A 20,691-nucleotide genomic window follows, 5' to 3' on the forward strand; every position below is an offset into this window, starting at 1 on the left:
GATGATATGCGAGCGCGCAGTGTGCCACACAATGGCCATTTCATGCATGAAACTGCATGTGAAACAGCGCACGCTGGCGCCAAATCTGGCGCCAGCGCCTTATTGTGCCAACCCAAACACCTGCAGCAGCTGCCCCGCCAGCGCATATTGCCGCATCTGCGCCAGGGTCAAACGGTGCAGCTGGTCGATGCGCCGCTGCTGTATCGTGAAGTAGCTGTCGCGCGTCTGGATGATCTGCTGCAGGTTGCGCCGCCCCGCCTCGTACTGGATACTGCCGCCGCGCACGACAAATGCCATTTTCTTTTCCTGCTCGTCGAGCAGAGCCAGGGTGCGCTGCGCACTGGCGATACGCGGCAGCATGCTGGCCAGGTCGGCGCGCGTGCCCTGCTCGGCGCGCGCCACGTCCGCCTCGGCCGCCTGGGCGCGGCTGATGCTCTCGTCGCGCTGCGCCAGGGAGCCGCCGCCGAGTGGAAATTCCCAGCTAACGCCCACCGACCAGCCGCGCTGCTGTATCGTCGATGGCGGCGGCGTGGTCTTGTTATTGAGCAAATGTCTGACATCGAGGTCGATTTTCGGCGCCAGCGTGGCCGCCACGCTGCGCACGCGCAGCTGGGCCGCCGCCGCCCGCTCGCGCGCGGCGCGCAACTGCGCCTGCAGCATGTCGGCGTTTGCCAACGCCTGCGCCGGCAGCGGCGCAAACGTAAAGTCAGCAAACTGCGCCACCGGCTCGAAGGCCAGCGCCTCGAGCTTGATCTGCGCGGCCAGACGGTCCGTCAGCAGGCCGTCGTGTACCAGTTCCGCGTCCAGCTGCGAGCTTTGCGCCAGTTCGCGGTCCACTTCCGACGATTTTCCCAGCTCCGCCTGACGCGCCACCTGTTTCACCAACTGCGTCACGTCGCGCAGGCGTTCCTGCGACTGCAGCAGGCTGCGTTCCAGGCGCTGCATGTCGAAATACGCTTCGGCCAGTTTTTCCGCGCTTTCCGCGCGCGCGCGCTGCACGTCGAAGGCGGCGCCCGCCATTTCGCGGTCGGCCGCATCGAGTTCGGCGCGGTCGGCGCCGCCGTTGTACACATTCCAACGCAGGCTCGCCTCCACTTCGTGCGTGCGCCGTTCCACGTCCAGCGTCCCGTCGAGGTCATTGCTGCGCCCGCGCCTGGCCTGCAGCGCCGCATTCGGGAACAGGCGCGAGCGGGCCTGCTTGTAGCGCGCCTCGGTGGTGGCCAGCGCCGCCTGCGCCGCGATAAGCTGCGGGTCGCGCGGCACGGCGCGGGCCAGCAGGGCCGGCAAGCCGCGCATGGGCGCCGGCTGGACGGACAAGGTTCCTGGTGGCTGCGCCTGCGCTTCCACCACGATGCTGGCGCACGCCAGCATGATCGATACCAATATGACACGCATCAACGCTCCTGCAGGGAAGACTGCAAGCCGCGCAGCACGGGCTTGAACACATATTGCAGCACCGAGCGGCGCCCCGTCAGGATGCCCACGTCGACCGGCATGCCGGGGGTAATCGGCAGCACCTTGCCGTGCGCCGTCAACTGGCTGCGGTCGGTACTCAGCTGCACTTCGAAATACGGTTCGTTACGCTCGTCGGGGATGGCGTCGGCACCCACGCGCACCACTTGCGCCTTCATGCGGCCATAGGTGGTGGCGTCGTAGGCGAGCACGTTTGCCGAGGCGCTCTGCCCCACGTGGATAAAACCGATGTCGGACGGTTTCACGCGCACGGAAATGAGCACTTCCGAGTCGGCCGGCACGATTTCCAGAATAGGTTTCCCAGGCTGCGCCACGCCGCCCACGGTGGCTACCAGCACGCGGTTGACGACGCCGTCGACGGGCGCCATCACGTCGCGCCGGCTCACCTGATCCTGCTGGCCCTTGACGGTACTGGCCAGGGCGCCGGCCTTGGTTTCATATTCGCTGCGCTGCGCGCCCCACTGGCCGCGCATGCGCGCTTCCACTTCGCCAGCCTGCGCCTGCGCCTCGGCCAGGGTGGCCACCAGGCGTGGCACGGAGCTGCGCAGGCTGTCGAGCTCCGTGCGCTGCTGCTGCACGCGCTGCTGCGCGTTCAGGTAATCGCCGCGCGAACCAGCACCCTCTTTGAACAGCCGCTCTTCGATCGACAAACTTTCCAGGGCGATCTTCAAGCCAGTGTCGAGCTGGGCAATGCGGCTGTGCGCCTCGGCCAACTCGCCGCGCCGGCGCGTCACGCCTTCGCGCGCGGCCGCCGTGGCGGACGCAAATTCGCGCTGGCCATCGCGCCACAACTGCGTTTCCTTGGCGATCAGCTCGGGCGCCTCACGCTGCCATTCCGGCGCGAACTGCGGCGTGCCGCCCGTCAGCAAGGCATCGAGGCGTGCCCTGCCCGCCAGCGCGGCCAGGCGGTTCTGCACGCTGGCGCCCAGGTTGGCATCGTATTGCGCCGTATCAAGGCGCAGCAGCAAGTCGCCGCGGCGCACCCGCTGGCCCGGTTTCACCAGCATTTCACGCACGATACCCCCTTCCAGGCTTTGCACTTCCTGCAAATGCGATGGCGGCGTGATGGCGCCGCGCCCATTCACGGACACGTCGAGCTGGGCGAACGTGGCCCAGGCCAGGGTCAGCGACAGCAACACGGCCGTCAGGGCCAGCATGCAAATAATGATGCGGCGCGGCTCGCGTTCCGGATCCGGGTGCGCCTGCGGCAGCGGACGGGCATTCAGCGCGCTCATACTGCAGCGCCCGTCGTGTTGGCAACGGCGGCGGCTGGCTTCGCGGCCTGGTTTTGGCCCGCATTTTGACTTGCATTTTGACCCGCATTTTGACCATTAATCACACGCAAGACTTCATCGCGCGGGCCGTCGGCCACGATGCGCCCCTTGTCGAAGACGATCAGCCGGTCCACCAGCGCCAGCATGGCCATGCGGTGCGTGACGAGGACGATGGTCGTATCTTTTAAGGTACGCAAACGGCCGATCAAACGCTGCTCGGTGGCCGGGTCGAACATGCTGCTCGGTTCATCGAGCAGCAGCATCGGCGGTTTCGCCAGCAAGGCGCGGGCCATGGCCACGGCCTGGCGCTGGCCGCCGGACAGGCGTTCGCCCCGCTCACCCACTTCCGTCGCCACGCCATTCGGCAGCTGGGTGATGATGTCGTCCAGGCAAGCAAGGCGGATGGCGTCAAGCAGGCCGGCATCGTCCGCCTGGCTGCGGCCCAGTTCGATATTTTCGCGCAGGGTGCCGTGGAATAGCGTCACGTCCTGCGGCACATAGCCGATCTGGCGGCGCAGGCTCAAGGGTTCGAGCTGGGTGCTGGCCAGGTCGTCGAACAGCACGCTGCCGCTTTGCGGGCCGTACTGGTTCAGCAACAATCGCAACAAGGTGCTCTTGCCGGAACCGAGCTTGCCGATCACGCCCACCCGTTCGCCGGGACGTATCTGCAGACTCAGTTTATCCAGCAGCGGCGGCGAGTTCGGGTAGGCAAAACCCACGTCGCGGAACTCGATGCGCCCGGACAGTGGCGGCGCCTGCAGGCTGGCCGCATCGTCGTCCGTGGGCGCTTCCATGATCTTGTTCAACGCGTGGTATGACAGCTTGGTCTGCTCCCAGCGCATGATCAGGCCCGCGATCTGGCTCACGGGCGCCAGCGCGCGCCCCGTCAGCATGCTCACGGCGATGATCTGGCCCAGGGTCAGCAGGCGTTCTCCCATCAGCAACGCGCCGACGGCCACCACGGCCACGCCGGACAGGGCCAGCACGGCCGTGTTGATGTAATTGACCCGGCTGACGATTTCACGCGTCTCGACGCTGTTGGCGGCGATGGCCACCGTCAGACTTTCCCATTTGCGGCGGCTCCACGCCTCAGCGCCCAGCGCCTTGATGGTGTCGAGGCCATTCATGGTTTCAAACAGATGCGCCGTGCGCTGCCCGCTTTCCTGCATCGAAGCGGCCACGTGGCGCGCCAGCGCCGCACGCGAGGCGAAGGCGACGAGCAGCAGGATCGGGATGGCGGCCAGGGGTACCAGCACCAGCCAGCCGCCGACAAAAGCGATGACCAGCAGGAACAGCAGCAGGAAGGGCAAATCACCGAGGGTGGTCAGGGTGGTCGAGGCAAAGAATTCGCGCACGGATTCAAAGTCGCGCACGGTATTGGCCAGGGCCCCGCCCGAGGCGGGCCGGCTGGCCGCGCGCAGACGCAAGCACTGGGCGAAGATGTTCGACGACAGCGCCACGTCCATGCGCCGCGATGCCGTTTCCACCAGTTCGCCGCGCAGCAAGCGCATGGCCAATTCAAAACCTGTCAGTCCCACCACGGCGATCGTCAGCACCCACAGGCTGGACGTGGCGTTGTTGGGGATCACGCGGTCGTACACTGCCATCGCATAGAACGGCACCAGCGCGCTGATGACGTTCAAGACCAGCGTGCCCAGCAAGGCCCAGCGAAAGACCCAACGGTTGCGGTTGAAGACGTCCCAGAACCATCGGCCCGCCGCCGGCATGCTGTAGAGCAAGCTGCGCTGGTCGAAAAACATCACGGGCCGCACGGCCACCCAGCGCCCGGCGGGAACTTCCTGCGCCAGCATGGCCGCGTCCAGCCAGGAGGTACCGGCGATGCCCGGCACATGGCATTCATATTTATCATCGGCAATGCTCAGCACCACCAGCGCCTGGCCCTCGCCGTTGACCAGCAAGGCCGGCATTTCCGTGGCGCGGCGCGGCTTATCCATCGGCAGCGGCGTGCCGGCCAGGTTGGCATGGCTGAGCGCCTGGTCGAGAAAATCAGCGGCGGCCGGGTCGCCATGCGCTGCCACGCTGGCGCGCAAGCGCTCGGCTTGCACGCCGGTGTCAAGAAAGCGGGCCAGGAAGACGATGGCGTCGGCAAGCGTCTCGGCGCAGGCGGTGGATGGGGAAGCGTCGACGGCGGCGTGCGCGGCAGAAGGTAGCGTCATGATGAGCTCAAATCCGATCTCAGGCAGTTGCAATGAACAGTGAGGAACTATTGTCAAGGTCGCGCAGTAGTGGCTTGCAGAAACATTGTGCCATAGTAATAACAGCTATTCAGAATGATGTTGTGAAAAAATAAAACTGCGGTGCGTCGTGACCGACGCACCGCAGCAGAAACTACCAAGTCAATACCGCTGCTGCCGATTTATGCCGCGCCAGCCCTGCGGCGGCGCGCCATGAAGCCCAGCAAGCCCAGGCCTGCGACCAGCATGGCCCACGTTTGCGCTTCCGGCACCGGCGACACGCTGAGCAGGGTTTGCGAGGCAGGATTGACGCTGCTCAGGCTAGTGTAGTTGTACAGGTTCTGGATGGCGCCATTGCCCTTAGCCACGCCCAGCATGCTGTTCGCCTGGCTGACGACGGCATTATTCAGGTTCTTGAAGCGCAGGTCGCCCGTCAGCAAGTTCGTGTTGTCGTTATTCAATTCCCACAAGGCCAGCTGGAAGGCGGCGGCGCTGTTGGCGCTGGTGGACACATTCGCAATGGACGAGGCGTAATAGCCCTCGTACAGGCGCTTGACGGAATCGCTGGCGGTAAAGGCGCTGCTGCTGTAACTATTCGCGCTGTTGCTCACGGCCACATGGGGATCGAGGCAAAAAGCCAGGAAGGTGTTGCTGTCGTACTTGACTTCCCACAAAGTAGGCGAGATGGCGTTGCCGGAGCCAAAAGCACCGCCGCTGGCGGTAAACAGGCTGACGCTGTGCGAGTCGATGACTTGCAGGTTGGACGCTGCCAGGGCGCTGCCGCTGGCGAGGGCGAAGACAGCCGCTGCGATGCTGCCGCGGACGATCAGGTGCATGGATTTTTTCATTGCGTATTCTCTTTAAAGTGATTGGAGAGCGCCGGCGCCGCCTGCGGACAGGGGCGCCGGAACATATCAGCCAGGCGGGTATGGCCTGGTAAAACAGGACATCAGGCAGCCATTTCCTGGGGCTGTGCATTGGCATGTGCCATGGCGCGGCGCAAGACTTCGGCCATTTCGCACTGGGCCTGGGCTTCGGCAGCGGGAGCCACCGGGGCTGCAGCCACCGTGGCGACGGTCGCATCCTGGCCCAGCGCCGTGTCGAGTGCATGGTCGTCGCGCAGCAGGTCGGCCATGCTCGGCAAGGTGATGCCGGCCTTGGCCGCATCCTTGGCGTCGACGTTGAAATACACGTCCGTCATGTCTACCGTCTTGCCATCGGCCAGGGTGGCGCTGCTGCGCTCCAGGTGCAGGTTGTCGTTGGCGTCGAGGAAAGGCAGTTCCGTGTAGGAAACCGTCAGGCTGGCCACGCCCGCGTCATGCAGCGACATCAGCTCGCCATCGTCCGTGACGCCATTGCTGTTGGCGTCGCGCCAGATGCGCAATTCGGCAAACTTGTCATCGTGCAAGTCGACCACGCCGTCACCGTTCGAGTCATAGCTGGACAGCTTGGCAAAGCCCGTGCCCTTCTCGCTGCCGCCGAACAATTCGGAGATATTGTCGATCTTGCCATTGCCATTGCTGTCGATGGCCAGCAAGCCGTCATGTGCCGAGACCCAGCCCGACTGGATGGCGCTGCCCGTGCCCAGCAAGTCGAAACTGCCGTGGAAATCGGCGCGGGCGATCGTGTGCACGCCGTCACCGTTCAGGTCGATGACGATAGGCGTGATGGCGGCATCCCAGCGCATGTCGTTCTGGCCCGAAGCCAGCTTCAGGATGTCCGTGTAGATCACGTTGGCATAGGAACCATTGCTGTTGACGTCCGAATCGATGTTGTCGTTGCTGCCCACGTTCTTGGCGCCCCACTTCCAGCTGTTCATGGCATAACCAGCATGCATCACGTTGCTCTTGTCGAACTTCAGCGAATAGCTGCCCGGATCGAGGTTGCTGAACAGATAGTTGCCACTGGCATTCGTGTACGTGGTGGCCAGCAAGGCACCGCTGCCGGAATACAACTGCACTTTGATGTTGGCGATGCCGGCCTCGTTGGCATCCTGTATGCCGTCATGGTCGGCGTCGCGCCATACCTTGTCGCCCAGGCTGGCTTTGCGATAGATGCCCGCATCCCAGCTCATGTCGTTCTGGCCGGCAGCCAGGTTGATCAAGCCGGAACGCCCCGTGCTCGTATCGACGTCGGAATCGGCCGTGTCGCTGCCCACATTTGCCTTGGTGTAGTAGAAACCCGATGGACGGACGACTTCCACCTTGTAGCCGCCGGCGACCAGCTTGTCGAACAGATAATTGCCACTGGCATTCGTCGTTGTCGTGGCGATGATTTGGTTGCTGGCATTGAGCAGATTGACTTTCACGCCCGCCACGCCCAGTTCGCCCGCATCTTGCACGCCGTTGTAGTTATTGTCTTCCCACACGCGGTCGCCGATGCTGCCGGTGACAGGCGCGCATTTGACCAGGCCGGCATCCCATTCCAGCTGGCCATCGCCCGATTTCAGCCCGATCCAGGTAGTAGTGAGGCCGGTGGCCGGATTGACATCCGAATCGGTGGCATAGCCGCCCACGTCCGCCTTGGTGAAGGTATAGCCGGCCGGTGGCTCAAAACCCAGGAAGTAGCGGCCAGGCACCAAGTTGCTGAACAGGTAGTTGCCGCTGGCATCCGTGGTGGCGCTGGCGACCACGACACCCGATTCGTTGAACAGGTTGACTTTCACGCCACCGACACCCGCTTCGCCCGCATCCTGCGTGCCGTTGCCGTTGGCGTCAAACCACACGCGGTCGCCAATGGCAGCCGTTTTGTACAAGCCCGCATCCAGGTCCTTGTAGTTTTGGCCGGCGGCAACCGTCACCAGGCCGCTCTGGCCTGCGGCATTGATGTCGCTGTCGAGCGCATCATTGCCGCCCGCATCCTTGACCGTGGTCAGATAGCCTGGCGGCGCGACGACGGCGACGGAATACGTGCCGGCATCGACGCTGAAATTATAATAGCCGGTGGCATCCGTGACGGTCGAGCCGATCACGCTGCCGGCTGCATTTTTCAGCTGCACCGTGACGCCGCCGATACCGGCCTCGCCCGTATCCTGCACGCCGTTCAAGTTGGCATCATGCCAGACGCGGTCGCCCAAGGAGGCCGGCAGGGCCACGATGCCCGCATCCAGGCTATGGTTGCTGTCGCCGGAAGCAAGCAGTACTTGCGCCGTCTTGCCATCGATGGCGCTGGCATCGGAATCGCGCTGGTCGTCGCCGCCCTGGTCCTGGCCCGTGAAGGCATAACCGGCAGGCAGGCTGGTCTTGTCAAACTGCACGCTGTAGGCGCCCGGCTTCAGATTCGTGAACAAATAGTTGCCATTCGCATCCGTGACGAGCGGGCTGCCGACGACATTGCCCGACGCATCGAGCAAAGTCACTTTCACGCCGGCCACGCCTGCTTCGCCCGCATCTTGCAAGCCGTTCTTGTTGGCATCGAACCATACGCGATCACCCAGTTCGGCGGCGCGGTACAGGCCAGCATCCAGGCTCAAGTTGGTCTGGCCCGGCGCCAGGGTGACAGGCGCCATGTTGCCGGCCGCATCGATATTGCTGTCCTTGGCCGTGTCGCCGCCCTGGTTGGCAGCTGTTGCCGTGTAGCCATTCGGCGTGACAACGGTGACGGAATACGTGCCTGGATTGACGTCGAAATGGTAGCCGCCGTTGGCGTCGGTGGTGGTCGATGCCACTACCGCACCCGCGCCATCTTTCAATTGCACCACGACATTGGCAATGCCCGCTTCGCCCGCATCCTGCACGCCATTGGCGTTCTTGTCTTCCCAGACGAAATCGCCCAGGTGGGCCATCGGCACCTTGAAAGTCAAGTAATGGGGCGCCAGGCTCAGGTCTTGCGCATTGCAGCCTTCCGTGCCGCCATCGTCGCGCACCTTGAAGCCCAGATCGAAGTCGCCGGCAACCGTCTGGCTTGGCACGAAGACCAGGTGGCCCGCGCGGATATCATCGATGGAGATCTCCGTGCCCACCGCGACGGCCACGCCATTGAGCAAGACTTGCCCGGCCGTGGTGGTATTGGTGATGACGACGGACTTGAAGCCGTTGTTCTCGACGTCGTCGTGGAAGCCGAAATCGCTTTCGCTCAGCACGACGCTGGCGCCGTCGACCAGGGTGAAGGTCTTGTCAGCGGCATCCGGGGCGTCATTGACGGGATCGATGATGACTTGCAGGCTCAGCTGGACGATATCGCCATTGCCCTTGTCGATCGTTACCTGGATGGTCGAGAAGCTGCCATTGTAGTTGGCAGCCCAATCGCCGGGACGTACGTACACGGTGTCCGCGTCGAGCATGCCGAACAAGGGGGTGTTGCTGGTCGATTCAGTATCGTCAGGCAACAAAACCGTGAAATTCTTGATGTTCAGTTCGCCTTGCACCGAATAGCCGGCTTGCACCAGCAAATCGCGGATGTCGAAATTCTTGTTAATGTCTTCACAAACGTGAACCGTCGTCGACAGATTGTAAGTAGTCATGCGGCCTCCTGGCGATACGCATCAGTGGCGGCAGGAGTGGAAACGTGGGGGGCCAGGGCGCAAACAGCCTGACCGCGCAAAGCGGCAAATGTATACATGGGTGGGCTTCCAAGAAAGAGACTTGTTTAAAAAATGAAGCCGGCAGCATCTTGTATACGATTTCAAGGGACACAGGAGCCAAACGACGCAACCACACAGCAGGGGTGCGATTGTCTTTCTGATATGTAAGTTAGCGCAATTATATCGTCGATATTTGCAAAAGCAAATTGTTTTCCACTAATAATAATGAGATCAGTGTAATTTTGATGTTTTTTTGATACCTTCACTATTCGACGAAAATTGTATGCCCCTACTCTGGCATGGCCACAATCGCCTACAATCTCGGGATGAATCAAGTTACCCTCGTCCTGCCCTTCGCCTTGCCCACTGCAGAACTGGCTGCCGACCTGCTCAAGGTCTTGCAGGCGCCCGCCCTGGCGGCCCTGTTGTCGCGCACTTCCAATTGCAATTTGGAAACTTTTGACAATACCAACCGCCTGCTGCCGCACGAAGCGTGGCTGGCGCACGCGCTCGGCCTGGCGTTCGCGCCCAACGGCGAGGCGACGCAGGCGGCCTTTGCGGCCCAGGCCATGCGCGGCTACGGCTTGACGCCGGAACCGGGCGCGCGCTATTTCCTGCTGCATCCGGCCCACCTGGCCATCGCCCGCAGCCATATCAGCCTGGAAGACTTGCGCCAGCTCAAGTTAAGCGAGGCCGATGGCCGCGCCCTGTTTGACATTGCGGCCCCCTATTTCGACGAGATCGGCCAGCCCCTGGCGTATGGCGACGCAGGCACCTGGTTCATGCGCGCCGACGCCTGGAGCGACTTGCAGTGCGCCACGCCGGACGGCGCCACCACGCAAGACCTGTCCGTCTGGATGCCGGAAGGCGAGCACGCGCGCGCCGCGCGCCGCCTGCAGAACGAAGTGCAGATGCTGTGGCATGAACATCCCGTCAACGCGGCGCGCGAAGAACGGGGCTTGAAAGCCATCAACTCCTTCTGGATCTGGGGCGGGAGCCTGGCCACGGCGGAATCTGCACCGGCACCTGCGCGCTGCGCCGCCAGCCTGCATACAAAAGACGCGCCCGGCTGGCTGGCGGCGCTGGCGGAACCATCACGGCGCCATGCCAGTCCAAGCAGTGTGCTGGCAGACCAATCCGACGCGATCGTCGTACTGGGCGGCCTGGTCGAAGCGGCGCAGGCCCAGGAATGGGGCATGTGGCTGCAACAGTTGCAGGCACTGGAAGCAGACTGGTTCGTGCCCCTGCTGGCGGCCGTGAAAGATGGCCGCCTGGGCCAGTTGCGCCTGGTACTGAGCCACCGCGACGCCTGGCTAGCTTGCAGCACCAGCAAGCATGCGCAGCGCAAATTCTGGCGCGCAATTACCCTGAACAAGTTGAAAGCATCATGACCCGTACCCGCATCGCCACCCGTCCCTGCCCTTACCGCGAATCCGAACTGCTGCGCCAGGGCGGCATCCACCCCGTGCTGGCCCGGCTGTACGCCTCGCGCGGCCTGTCCGATGCGAAGGAACTGTCGAGCGAACTGGCGGCCCTGATGCCGCCGTCCGGCTTGCTGCACATCGGCGCGGCCGGCGTCTTCCTGGCCGACGCGATTGCCGCCAAGAAACGCATGGTCATCGTGGCCGACTACGATTGCGATGGCGCTACCGCCTGCGCCGTCGCCATTCGCGGCTTGCGCGCCATGGGCGCCGACGTCGATTTCATCGTGCCCAACCGTTTTGAGTACGGCTACGGCCTGACGCCGGAAATCGTCGAACTGACGGCCCGCGAAAAGTCGCCCGACATCATCATCACCGTCGACAACGGTATCGCCAGCATTGACGGCGTGGCCGAGGCGAACCGGCGCGGCATCCAGGTGGTCGTCACCGATCACCATTTGCCGGCCGACACCCTGCCCGACGCGGCTGTCATCGTCAATCCGAACCAGCCCGCCTGCGGTTTTCCCAGCAAACACCTGGCCGGCGTGGGCGTGGTGTTTTACGTCTTGCTGGCCTTGCGCGCGGAGCTGCGCCGACGCGGCATATTCGATGCGCAAACGCAGCCCAAGCTCGACAACCTGCTCGACCTGGTGGCGCTGGGCACGGTGGCTGACGTGGTGCGCCTCGATACGAACAACCGCATCCTCGTCGCGCAAGGTTTGAAACGCATGCGCAAAGGCAATATGCACGCAGGCGTGGCCGCCCTGTTCCGCGTGGCGGGCCGCGAAGCGCGTAGCGCCACGCCGTTCGACCTGGGTTTTGCCCTGGGACCGCGCCTGAATGCGGCCGGCCGCCTGCAAGACATGTCGCTGGGCATCGAATGCCTGATCACGGACGACGAAGGCCGCGCCTGGGCGCTGGCGCAGCAATTGAACGACATTAATCTGAAGCGCCGTGAAATCGAAGCGGAAATGCAGGATACGGCCCTGCTGCACCTCGATGATTTCGAGCCGGCCAACAGCAGCACCATCAGCGTCTTCGATGCATCCTGGCACCAGGGCGTGATCGGCATCGTCGCCTCGCGCCTGAAAGAAAAATTTTACCGCCCGACCATCACGTTCGCGCCGGGCGCTGATGGCTGGATCAAGGGTTCGGGCCGCTCAATTCCCGGCTTCCACTTGCGCGACGCGCTCGACCTCGTATCGAAACGGGCGCCCAGCCTGATCGACAAGTTCGGCGGCCACGCCATGGCGGCGGGTTTGACCATCCGCGCAGACGCCTTCGACGCGTTTTCCAAGGCCTTCGAAGCCGTGGGCCAGGCCTGGCTCAGCCAGCAGCAATTGGAACGGGTCGTGGAAACGGACGGCCCGCTGGAAGACGCCTACTACACGACAGCCTTCATCGAGCTGATGGATGGCCAGGTGTGGGGCCAGGGCTTCTCCCCACCCGTCTTCTGCGACGAGTTCCGCGTCGTCAGCCAGCGCATCCTGAAAGAGCGCCATCTGAAGCTGCTGCTGGAAAAGAACGGCGTGCGCTTCGACGCCATCTGGTTCGGCCACACGGACGCCTTGGGCGAACGCACGCGCGTGGCCTTCCGCCTCGATGCGAATGAATACAATGGCACAACCAAGGTGCAACTCATGGTAGAGCACGCCGAGCCTGCGTAGTGTCACCTGACACAAGCTACTACGCGTCGGTATAGGCGGCCTGCGATGCTCACCGTACTAAAGTACGGCTGCGCTTCTCGACCACCTCTTCCTTCCGCTCGCTACGGTACTGTCAGGTGTTGCGACGTTTGTGGTTTTATTGCTGTGTCTCATGCTTACGTGGAACAATATCGCATCAAACCACAGCGGCAGCTGGAACCACCCTACACACCATTTAAAAACAGCACCATGTTGACCGGCCTGAACCACCTCACCCTGTCCGTGCGCGACCTGGCGCGCAGCATCGTCTTTTACCGCGACACTTTGGGCCTGCGCCTGCATGCGCGCAGGGACAGGGGCGCGTATCTGTCGGCCGGGGATTTGTGGCTGTGCCTGTCGCTGGATACCGGGGCGACCAACGGCACGGGCGGCACCTACACGCACTATGCCTTTTCCATCTCGCAGGAAGACTTCTCCGCCTTTGCCGCCCGCCTGCGCGCCGCCGGCGTGGTGGAATGGCAGCAAAACCTCAGCGCCGGTGATTCCCTGTATTTTCTCGATCCGGACGGCCACCAACTGGAAGCCCATGCGGGTGGCCTGGCGCAACGGCTGGCGGCATGCCGGACGGTGCCCTATGCCGACATGCAATTCTTTGACTAAGGGGCGTGGGCACACACATTGGGAAGAGGATAGCAATATCTCCAAAAAAGGAGTAATATTAGTCCATAAAAGGAGATTATTATGAATCTTGCCTATGCCTACCCCAAGAGCCGCTTCGAGCCGGCGGTACTTGTCGACCTGAACGCCAAAGCCGAGCGCGAGCGATTGTCGCAGGCGGCACTGAAGGGGTTTTTCAAGCTGGCCTCCGCCTGGAAGTTGCGCGACGACGATGCGCGCGAATTGCTGGGCGGCCTGTCCAGCAGCGCCTACTACGAGTGGAAAAAACACCCGGACCGCGTGCTGGAAGTGGACCGCATCACACGCATTTCCTATTTGCTGGGCATCTACAAGGCCTTGCACATTTTGTACGGCGACAAACTGGCCGACGAATGGGTGAGCTTGCCCAACAAAAATCCCGTGTTTGGCGGACGCACGCCTCTGTCGCAGATGCTGGCCGGCGGCTTGCTGGCCATGCAGACGGTGCGCAAGCTGCTCGATGCACGCCGCGGAGGGCTGTAATCTTGCCTGCCATCGCCAATGACCACCTGCCGCCGCTGGCCGCCTTGCGCCAGATCGACACTTGCCGCCTGATTCCCTCGCGCTTCGCCGACATGGAAGACTCCGTGCTGGCGCCCCTGGCCGAAGATGACGAGCACCTGCGCGAGCTGTTTGAACTAGATAACGCGACGAATGCGCGCCTGGTGGCCGAGTATGGCGGCGCGCCAGGCATTGGCGTGGACGAGCTGGTTTTTGGCGTGCCGCACTTTCGCATCATCAACGCCGCCTACACTTACGCCCGGCCGGAAGGTGCGCGCTTCAACGATGGCGAACGGGGTGCCTGGTATTGCGCCTTCGACATGAAAACGGCGCTGGCCGAGATCATTTTCCACAAGACCGTGGAATACCAGGAAATCGACTATTTCGACGACAGCGTCAGCTACCAATCGCTGCTGGCCGATTTTTCCGCCAGCTTCCACGACCTGCGCGGCCAGGAACGCTACCAGGCTTGCCTCGATCCGGCCAGCTACATCGCCTCGCAAGACCTGGCCGCCATCCTGCTCGAAGCCGGTTCCATGGGCGTCATCTTCCCCAGCGTCCGGCACGCCAGCGGCACCAACCTGGCCTGCTTCCGCCCTGCCCTGGTGGGCAATGTTCGCAAAGGCGCCGCCTATCGGTTAACATGGCGGGGTACGCCGACGCCGCACGTGGAAGCCTTGCCAGGCAAATAAAGCGCGCGCAACGGCACCCGACTCACCGCAACTTGATATTTCGCATGCAAACCAATCCTGAAAAAGACACCGAACTACGCCTCAAAGTGAACAGCGAAACGGCCCGCCTGGCCTGGAGCGAACTGGAAAAGCACTTCGCCCAGGGCAATGTCGTCTGGGTCGCCAATGAACTCGATCTGGTCGAAGTGGCCGTGCGCATCTCGCACGACGACAAAACCACCATCACGCAATGGATGGCCGATGGCAAAGTGGCCAAGGTGTCGGACCAGCAGGCGCTGGACTGGCAAGCCGCCGACGCGGCCCTGTGGGCTGTCGTCGTCAGCCCGTTCATCCTGGTGCAGCAGGACAAACCCACCAAACACTGATGCCTACAGGCTGCGCTCGAAGCAAGGAAAATGTGCAGCCAAGTAAATTTGGCACTTAATTTAGCTATCCGATGCTATCATCGGTCTGCCTACTTATGGAGGGCAGTATGAACTTTCTGAACATTCAACCAATTAGCTACTTGAAGACGAACACCAGCGACGTGGTCAAACAGGTGCTGGAAACGCATGACCCAGTCGCCATCACTGTAAACGGCAGAGTTCAGGCAGTTGTTCAAGACGCTGTTAGCTATCAAAAGACTCAAGATCAACTTGCCATGCTCCGTATCCTTGCTCATGGCCGTAAGCAGATTGAGCAAGGCAAAGTAATTGATCATGATGACGTTGTTGCTCTTCTGGAAGCTGAAGACGACGAAAACTGATTCAGCACATGAAAATCATTTGGACTCAATACGCGCTAAACGATTTGCAAGACATTCGCTCCTATCTGAAGCAGAACGAATCCCTTACTTTTGCCAAGAAGGTGACTCAGGAGATTGTGGCTGAAGTCAATTCCCTCAAAGACTGGAACAATAAAGGCGCCTTTGTGCCTGAACTTGAAGACCTTCATTTGACCACCCACCGTCAACTGTTGGCCGGTCAGAATCGCATCATTATCGAGCACGGACATAACGATATCATTTATGTTCATATGATTGCCCATACCAGCCGTGACCTGGAAGCACTGATTCGCCGTCGCTTGCTCCATTCGTAATTATTGGCAAGACGTTCTCTGGGCACGTTTTGCATTTTTACCCAATGCATTGCCCCCGCTAGATTGCGCAATGCAGAGGATTTGACAATGCGCAGCAAGCGCATTGTCAGCTCGCGTCAGTGCCCGCCACCCAGGTAAGCCGCTATCACCTTCGGATCGTTCTTTAAACTCTCGGCCGGGCCGTGCACGGAAATACTGCCGTTTTCCAGCACGTAACCGTAATCGGCCACGTTCAGGGCGGCGGCGGCGAATTGCTCCACCAGCAGCATAGTCACGCCTTCGGCCTTCAGGCGCGTGATGATGCGGAAGACTTCCTCCACCAGAATGGGCGCCAGGCCCATCGACGGCTCGTCCAGCAGGATCACTTCCGGGTTCAGCATCACGGCGCGGGCCATGGCCAGCATTTGCTGCTCGCCGCCCGAGAGCGTGCCGGCCAGCTGGTCGCGCCGCTCCTTCAGGCGGGGAAACAGCTCCAGGGCCTTGTCCAGGTCGCCCTTGATATCGCCTTTCGGACGCGCCCGCGTAAAGCGGGGAAAAGCGCCCAGCAGCAGGTTGTCCGTCACCGACATCGAGGCGAACACGCGCCGTCCTTCCGGCGAATGGGCCAGGCCGGCGCGCGCGATGCGGTGCGAGTCGAGCCCCGTGACATCCTTGCCGCCCAGGGTGACGGTGCCCGATTTCGGTTTCAGCATGCCGGAAATGGCGCGCATGGTGGTGGTCTTGCCGGCGCCGTTCGAGCCGATCAGGGTCACCAGCTTGCCCTTCGGGACATCGAGCGAAATGCCGTGCAAGACTTCGACTTTGCCGTAGGCGGCGTGCAGATTATGAATGGTCAGCATGGTCTTCCTCTCAGTGCGCCGCTGGCGCCAGGGTGTCGGCGCTGCCGCCCAGGTAGGCTTCGATCACTTTCGGATCGCTCTGGACAAGCGCGGGTGCGCCTTCGGCGATCTTCTGACCGAAGTCCAGCACCGTCACCACGTCCGACAGTGCCATCACCACATCCATGTGGTGCTCGATCAGGATGATGGTGATGCCGTGCTCGCGGATCTTGCGGATGATGGCCATCAACTCCTTGATGTCGGGCGCCGTCAGGCCCGCCGCCGGTTCATCGAGCAGCAGCAGGCGGGGATTGAGGCCCAGCGCGCGACCGATTTCCAGCAGCCGCTGCTTGCCATACGGCAGATTGCGCGCCTCTTCGTTTGCCAGGTCGGCCAGGCCCACGAACTCGAGGATGCTGGCAGCCCGCTCGCGCGCCGCCTTCTCTTCGCGCTTGTAGCGCGGCGTGTGCAGCATCACGTCCAGCACATTCGATTTGAAGGTGTTGTGCAAACCCACCAGCACGTTTTCCGTGGCCGTCATCTCGCCGAACAGCTGCACGTTCTGGAAGGTGCGCGCCACGCCGCCCAGGGCGATTTCGGACGGCGTGCGGCCGGAGATCACCGCGCCGGCAAATTCCACCTTGCCCGCCGTCGGCTTGTAGATCCCCGTCAGCACATTCATCATCGTGCTCTTGCCCGAGCCGTTCGGCCCGATCAAGCCGTGCACCGAGCCTTGCGTGACGCTCAGGTCTACCTGGTTCAAGGCTTTCAAGCCGCCGAACTGCATCAGCGCCTGGTCCACGCGCAGCAGCATTTCGCCACGCTGGCCGCCCTGAGCGTGCTCGAACGGCGCCACGCCATGCGAGGCGACGGCCTGCACATGGCGCCGTCCCTTGCCGATAAAGCTCATCAGGAAGCCGACGATGCCGTCCTGCAGGTAATACACGACAAATAAAGTCATCAGGCCGAAGATGGTCAGGCGCCAGTCGACCATGTTTTCCAGTTTGTAGGAAAATGCAGCCAGGCCGATGGTGGCGACCAGGGGCACGAGCACGCCGCGCACGGTGGAACGCTTCTTGGCCAGCATGAAGGCGGAGCCGATCACGCCCAGCACGGCGGCGCTGACGGCGATCTTGCGGAACAACTCGATGTCGGCCAGCAAACTGGGCAGCATGACGACGATCAGCGCGCCGATCAAGGCACCCGAACGCGTCTTGCGTCCGCCCATGATGACGGCCAGCAGGAACAAAATCGTCAGCTCGAAGTTGTAGGTATTGGGCGAGATATACTCTTCCGAATACGCGTACAGGCTGCCGGCCAGGCCCGCAAAACCGGCGCTGATGACAAACGCATACACTTTATAGCGGTACACGGACACGCCCATGCAATCCGAGGCGATCGGGCTGTCGCGCAAGGCTTCAAACGCCCGCCCCAGGTTCGACTTTAAAATGCGATGCACCACCACCAGCGAGACCACCATCAGCGCGGCGACCATGTAGTAGTACTCCACTTCGCTCAATTTGTGGCCGAACAGGACGGGCTTGTGAATCTTGATGCCCATCGGGCCTTCCGTCAGGAAGCTCATTTCATTGATCAGGATTTGCACGATGGTGCCGAAAGCCAGGGTCACCATAGCCAGGTAGGGCCCCGTCACGCGCAGGGCCGGCAAGGCCAGGATGGCGCCAAACACCGCCGCACCCACGATACTGGCGGGGATGGCCAGCCAGAACGACAAGCCCAGCTTGAACACCAGCACGCCCGTGACGTACGAGCCGATGCCGAACAGGCCCGCGTGGCCCAGCGACACCTGCCCCGTGTAGCCGACGACGATATCGAGGCCGAACAGCAGGATGGCGTAAATCAGAATGGTCTCGGCCAGGTGGATGTAGTAGGGGTTCGGAATGACGATGGGGAACAGCGCGAGCGCGGCCAGGCCCGCCGCGCTCAGCGCCAGCATGGTGATTTTCTTGTTCATGTGATCCTCAGACTTTCTTGATCGCGGCTTTGCCGAACAGGCCGGACGGCTTGATGGCCAGCACCAGCAGCAGCAACAGCAGGCCAGGCACTTCCTTGTAGCCGGTGGAAATGTAATAGCCGGTGGTCGTCTCGGCGATGCCCAGTATCAGCCCGCCGACGATGGCGCCCACTCCCGACGTCAGGCCGCCGATGATGGCCACGGCAAACGCTTTCAAGCCCAGCGAGGCGCCCATGGTGGCCCCCGTCAAGGTCAACGGCGCCACCAGCACGCCCGCAAAGGCGGCCGTGGCCGACGACAGCGCGTAGGAAAAGGTGATGACCATGCCCGTGTTGATGCCCATCAGACCGGCCGCGTCGCGGTCGTTGGCTGTTGCCACCACTGCCTTGCCGTAGATCGATTTGCGGTTGAACACTTCGACGGCCAGCATGATGGCCAGCGCGCCGACGATGACGGCTACCTGCATCTGCTGCACATTGGCGCCAAACACCTGGAACGGCGCGGCCGACAGCGGCGACGGGAACATCAGGTCATCCTTGCCCCAGATATTTTCCGCCACGTTCTTGAAAATGATGGCCAGCGCGATGGTCGACATGATCCAGCCGAATTCGGACTTGATCTTGATGGCGGGCCGCACGCCTATCCATTCGACGAACACGCCCTGCAAGGCGCCGAAGGCGATGACGATGGGGACCATCAGCAAATAGCTCATGTACGGGCCGCCATGGATGGTGCCAACCAGGGAGAGGCCCACGAGCGCGCCCAGCATCAGGGATTCGCCCTGGCCGAAATTGAGGGTGCCGGAAGTGGCAAAGGTCAGCTGGTAGCCGAAGGCGATGACGGCGTAAATCATGCCCAGCGCTACGCCGCTGAAGACAAGCTGCAGGAAGATTTCCATGGTATTCCCCGGAAGACGAACGATGAAAAAATGGCCAGTCCTGATTCCTCAAGGCTGGCCATTTCGCGGCTAGTTGAAATTAGCCGGACTTATTTGGCAAGGACGACTTTGCCGTCCTTGACTTCGCCAAACACGGTCAGCTCGGCCGTGATCGCTTCATGGTTGGTCTTGCTGAACGGTTTGTTGTAGGTGGTGACGGCACCCTCCACTTTTTCATTCAGGCTTTCCAGCGCAGCGCGCACTTTCGGCCCGTCCGTACCGCCGGCCTGCTTGAAAGCGGCGGCCAGCAGGTAGATGGAATCGTAACCTTGCGCGGCCGAGACGGCCGATGGCATGCGGCCGCCCGATGGCTTGTAGGCGGCCACATAGGCGTCGATGAAGGCCTTGCGTTTCGGCGTGCTGGCATCCTGGATGAAGGTTTGCGGCATGCGCGTGCCATTGCCGTTCTTGCCCGCGTTGTCGATGAAGTTACCCATGGCCAGGGTCCAGCTGCCGATCAGCGGCACTTTCCAGCCCAGTTTTTCCATGCCGTTGGCGATCTGCGCCAGTTCCGGGCCGATGCCGTAGGTCAGCACCACTTCCGCACCCGCCTGCTTGGCTTTCAACAACTGGGCCGTCATGTCGACGTCCTTGATGTTGTATTTTTCAACGACAACGGGCTTGATGCCCTTCTTGTCCAGCGCCTTTTCCAGGTCTTCGCGGCCCAGCTGGCCATAGTTGGTGGAGTCGGCCAGGATCGCCACTTTCTTGAACTTGCGGTTCTCGATCGCCTCATGCACGATCATGCCGGACTGGATGGTGTCATTGGCGGCATTGCGGAAGATGTAGTTTTCCGGCTGGTCGGCGAATTGCTTGGTGACGATGGAGCCCGTCGCCACATTGTTCATGACGGGAATTTTCGCTTCCTGGTAAAAGCGCTGGGAAGCCAGGGCGACGCCCGTGTTGATGTAGCCGACGGTGGCGGCGACCTTTTCCTTATTGATGAGTTCTTGGGCGATCTGCACGCCGCGTTCGTTCTTCGCTTCGTCATCGCGCTCGATCAGCAGCAAGGAACGGCCCAGTACACCACCCTTGGCATTGATTTCTGCGACGGCCAGCTTGACGCCATCGCGCATCGACACGCCCATCGGCGCGGAACCGCCCGTGAACGGACCGGACACGCCGATCTTGATGGGGTCGGCTGCGACTGCCGCCTGCGAGAAACCCAAAACCAAACTTGCCACGAGCAATTTCTGTTTCAAATTCATTGTCATCTCCTCTGATACAACGTTTTTAATGCCACTTATTTTTATAGTCGTACGCTGGATAACCGCCCCATCGATAAATCATTGTAGGTGAGTAAACATGCACCAGCAACAACTACATATGACGCGTCGCAACATGCGGAAAAGACGCAGTTGCTGGCCAGATGTCAGTCTTTTGTAAGGAAAATATGACGCAAATTGGTGCAGCTGTGCCATCGGACAACAATCCGTGGCAAAACACGACAGGCAAGCAGGCGAG

General features: G+C 61.9%; 17 protein-coding genes. 8 read left to right on the forward strand and 9 right to left on the reverse strand.

The genetic code is table 11. From position 1 onward, the window contains the following. Window positions 1-99 precede the first annotated feature (99 nt). From ACQ4W7_RS04805 to ACQ4W7_RS04825, 5 genes are all read right to left on the reverse strand, one after another. Window positions 100-1,395, reverse strand: a complete 1,296-nt coding sequence (locus ACQ4W7_RS04805) for a TolC family protein (protein ID WP_436528842.1) — start codon at window positions 1,393-1,395, stop codon at window positions 100-102. Continuing rightward, entirely contained in the window at window positions 1,395-2,708 is a 1,314-nt protein-coding gene (locus ACQ4W7_RS04810; protein WP_436528844.1) for an HlyD family type I secretion periplasmic adaptor subunit, read from the reverse strand. Before ACQ4W7_RS04810 ends, ACQ4W7_RS04805 begins: the two co-directional genes overlap by 1 nt. Continuing rightward, complete coding sequence (locus tag ACQ4W7_RS04815; protein WP_436528846.1) at window positions 2,705-4,924, reverse strand: type I secretion system permease/ATPase; 2,220 nt, start codon at window positions 4,922-4,924, stop codon at window positions 2,705-2,707. The genes ACQ4W7_RS04810 and ACQ4W7_RS04815 overlap by 4 nt, the downstream gene beginning before the upstream one ends. Window positions 4,925-5,124: 200 nt before the next feature. Next, window positions 5,125-5,778, reverse strand: coding sequence for a PEP-CTERM sorting domain-containing protein (locus ACQ4W7_RS04820; protein ID WP_426073704.1), 654 nt, complete (start codon window positions 5,776-5,778; stop codon window positions 5,125-5,127). A gap of 113 nt (window positions 5,779-5,891) precedes the next feature. After that, window positions 5,892-9,404 (reverse strand): SdrD B-like domain-containing protein, encoded by a 3,513-nt coding sequence (locus ACQ4W7_RS04825; RefSeq protein WP_436528848.1) that lies wholly within the window; start codon window positions 9,402-9,404, stop codon window positions 5,892-5,894. 386 nt (window positions 9,405-9,790) lie between these two features. Here ACQ4W7_RS04825 and ACQ4W7_RS04830 point away from each other — a divergent pair, with 386 nt between their 5' ends. The 8 genes from ACQ4W7_RS04830 to ACQ4W7_RS04865 all read left to right on the forward strand — a co-directional run bounded on the left by ACQ4W7_RS04830 (window position 9,791) and on the right by ACQ4W7_RS04865 (window position 15,497). After that, window positions 9,791-10,855: a hypothetical protein gene (locus ACQ4W7_RS04830; RefSeq protein WP_436528850.1), complete on the forward strand. Its 1,065-nt coding sequence runs from the start codon at window positions 9,791-9,793 to the stop codon at window positions 10,853-10,855. Beyond that, window positions 10,852-12,552 (forward strand): single-stranded-DNA-specific exonuclease RecJ, encoded by a 1,701-nt coding sequence (gene recJ / locus ACQ4W7_RS04835; RefSeq protein WP_436528852.1) that lies wholly within the window; start codon window positions 10,852-10,854, stop codon window positions 12,550-12,552. The genes ACQ4W7_RS04830 and recJ overlap by 4 nt, the downstream gene beginning before the upstream one ends. Window positions 12,553-12,780: 228 nt before the next feature. Then, window positions 12,781-13,191: a fosfomycin resistance glutathione transferase gene (gene fos / locus ACQ4W7_RS04840; RefSeq protein ID WP_436528854.1), complete on the forward strand. Its 411-nt coding sequence runs from the start codon at window positions 12,781-12,783 to the stop codon at window positions 13,189-13,191. Window positions 13,192-13,272: 81 nt separating this feature from the next. Continuing rightward, window positions 13,273-13,710 carry an MbcA/ParS/Xre antitoxin family protein gene (locus ACQ4W7_RS04845; RefSeq protein WP_436528856.1) on the forward strand — a complete coding sequence of 146 codons (438 nt, stop codon included), beginning with the start codon at window positions 13,273-13,275 and terminating at the stop codon, window positions 13,708-13,710. A 2-nt stretch (window positions 13,711-13,712) separates the two neighbouring features. Continuing rightward, window positions 13,713-14,420 carry an RES family NAD+ phosphorylase gene (locus tag ACQ4W7_RS04850; RefSeq protein WP_436528858.1) on the forward strand — a complete coding sequence of 236 codons (708 nt, stop codon included), beginning with the start codon at window positions 13,713-13,715 and terminating at the stop codon, window positions 14,418-14,420. A 44-nt stretch (window positions 14,421-14,464) separates the two neighbouring features. Continuing rightward, entirely contained in the window at window positions 14,465-14,785 is a 321-nt protein-coding gene (locus tag ACQ4W7_RS04855; protein WP_426073710.1) for a DUF2288 domain-containing protein, read from the forward strand. 107 nt (window positions 14,786-14,892) lie between these two features. Beyond that, window positions 14,893-15,165 carry a type II toxin-antitoxin system Phd/YefM family antitoxin gene (locus tag ACQ4W7_RS04860; RefSeq protein WP_436528860.1) on the forward strand — a complete coding sequence of 91 codons (273 nt, stop codon included), beginning with the start codon at window positions 14,893-14,895 and terminating at the stop codon, window positions 15,163-15,165. Window positions 15,166-15,173: 8 nt separating this feature from the next. Continuing rightward, a complete protein-coding gene (locus ACQ4W7_RS04865) occupies window positions 15,174-15,497 on the forward strand; it encodes a type II toxin-antitoxin system RelE/ParE family toxin (protein WP_436528862.1) in 324 nt (107 codons plus the stop codon). 116 nt (window positions 15,498-15,613) lie between these two features. On the opposite strand, the gene ACQ4W7_RS04870 is transcribed toward ACQ4W7_RS04865, so the two are convergent. The 4 genes from ACQ4W7_RS04870 to ACQ4W7_RS04885 all read right to left on the reverse strand — a co-directional run bounded on the left by ACQ4W7_RS04870 (window position 15,614) and on the right by ACQ4W7_RS04885 (window position 20,435). Continuing rightward, window positions 15,614-16,336 (reverse strand): ABC transporter ATP-binding protein, encoded by a 723-nt coding sequence (locus ACQ4W7_RS04870; protein WP_426073713.1) that lies wholly within the window; start codon window positions 16,334-16,336, stop codon window positions 15,614-15,616. Window positions 16,337-16,346: 10 nt separating this feature from the next. Beyond that, the gene (locus tag ACQ4W7_RS04875; protein WP_436528864.1) at window positions 16,347-18,290 is read right to left on the reverse strand and encodes a branched-chain amino acid ABC transporter ATP-binding protein/permease; all 1,944 of its coding nucleotides are present in this window, start codon (window positions 18,288-18,290) and stop codon (window positions 16,347-16,349) included. A 7-nt stretch (window positions 18,291-18,297) separates the two neighbouring features. Further along, entirely contained in the window at window positions 18,298-19,188 is an 891-nt protein-coding gene (locus ACQ4W7_RS04880; protein ID WP_436528866.1) for a branched-chain amino acid ABC transporter permease, read from the reverse strand. Window positions 19,189-19,277: 89 nt separating this feature from the next. Next, window positions 19,278-20,435 (reverse strand): ABC transporter substrate-binding protein, encoded by a 1,158-nt coding sequence (locus ACQ4W7_RS04885; protein ID WP_426073716.1) that lies wholly within the window; start codon window positions 20,433-20,435, stop codon window positions 19,278-19,280. Window positions 20,436-20,691 lie beyond the last annotated feature (256 nt).

Origin of the sequence: Janthinobacterium algoris, assembly GCF_051380935.1 — a bacterium.
Lineage (GTDB): Bacteria > Pseudomonadota > Gammaproteobacteria > Burkholderiales > Burkholderiaceae_D > Janthinobacterium.

Bases quoted from the DNA above. Each gene is read 5' to 3' on its own strand.
- ACQ4W7_RS04805 (WP_436528842.1), bottom strand. From the start codon at position 1,395: ATGCGTGTCATATTGGTATCGATCATGCTGGCGTGCGCCAGCATCGTG.
- ACQ4W7_RS04810 (WP_436528844.1), bottom strand. From the start codon at position 2,708: ATGAGCGCGCTGAATGCCCGTCCGCTGCCGCAGGCGCACCCGGATCCG.
- ACQ4W7_RS04815 (WP_436528846.1), bottom strand. From the start codon at position 4,924: ATGACGCTACCTTCTGCCGCGCACGCCGCCGTCGACGCTTCCCCATCC.
- ACQ4W7_RS04820 (WP_426073704.1), bottom strand. From the start codon at position 5,778: ATGCACCTGATCGTCCGCGGCAGCATCGCAGCGGCTGTCTTCGCCCTC.
- ACQ4W7_RS04825 (WP_436528848.1), bottom strand. From the start codon at position 9,404: ATGACTACTTACAATCTGTCGACGACGGTTCACGTTTGTGAAGACATT.
- ACQ4W7_RS04830 (WP_436528850.1), top strand. From the start codon at position 9,791: ATGAATCAAGTTACCCTCGTCCTGCCCTTCGCCTTGCCCACTGCAGAA.
- recJ (WP_436528852.1), top strand. From the start codon at position 10,852: ATGACCCGTACCCGCATCGCCACCCGTCCCTGCCCTTACCGCGAATCC.
- fos (WP_436528854.1), top strand. From the start codon at position 12,781: ATGTTGACCGGCCTGAACCACCTCACCCTGTCCGTGCGCGACCTGGCG.
- ACQ4W7_RS04845 (WP_436528856.1), top strand. From the start codon at position 13,273: ATGAATCTTGCCTATGCCTACCCCAAGAGCCGCTTCGAGCCGGCGGTA.
- ACQ4W7_RS04855 (WP_426073710.1), top strand. From the start codon at position 14,465: ATGCAAACCAATCCTGAAAAAGACACCGAACTACGCCTCAAAGTGAAC.
- ACQ4W7_RS04860 (WP_436528860.1), top strand. From the start codon at position 14,893: ATGAACTTTCTGAACATTCAACCAATTAGCTACTTGAAGACGAACACC.
- ACQ4W7_RS04865 (WP_436528862.1), top strand. From the start codon at position 15,174: ATGAAAATCATTTGGACTCAATACGCGCTAAACGATTTGCAAGACATT.
- ACQ4W7_RS04870 (WP_426073713.1), bottom strand. From the start codon at position 16,336: ATGCTGACCATTCATAATCTGCACGCCGCCTACGGCAAAGTCGAAGTC.
- ACQ4W7_RS04875 (WP_436528864.1), bottom strand. From the start codon at position 18,290: ATGAACAAGAAAATCACCATGCTGGCGCTGAGCGCGGCGGGCCTGGCC.
- ACQ4W7_RS04880 (WP_436528866.1), bottom strand. From the start codon at position 19,188: ATGGAAATCTTCCTGCAGCTTGTCTTCAGCGGCGTAGCGCTGGGCATG.
- ACQ4W7_RS04885 (WP_426073716.1), bottom strand. From the start codon at position 20,435: ATGAATTTGAAACAGAAATTGCTCGTGGCAAGTTTGGTTTTGGGTTTC.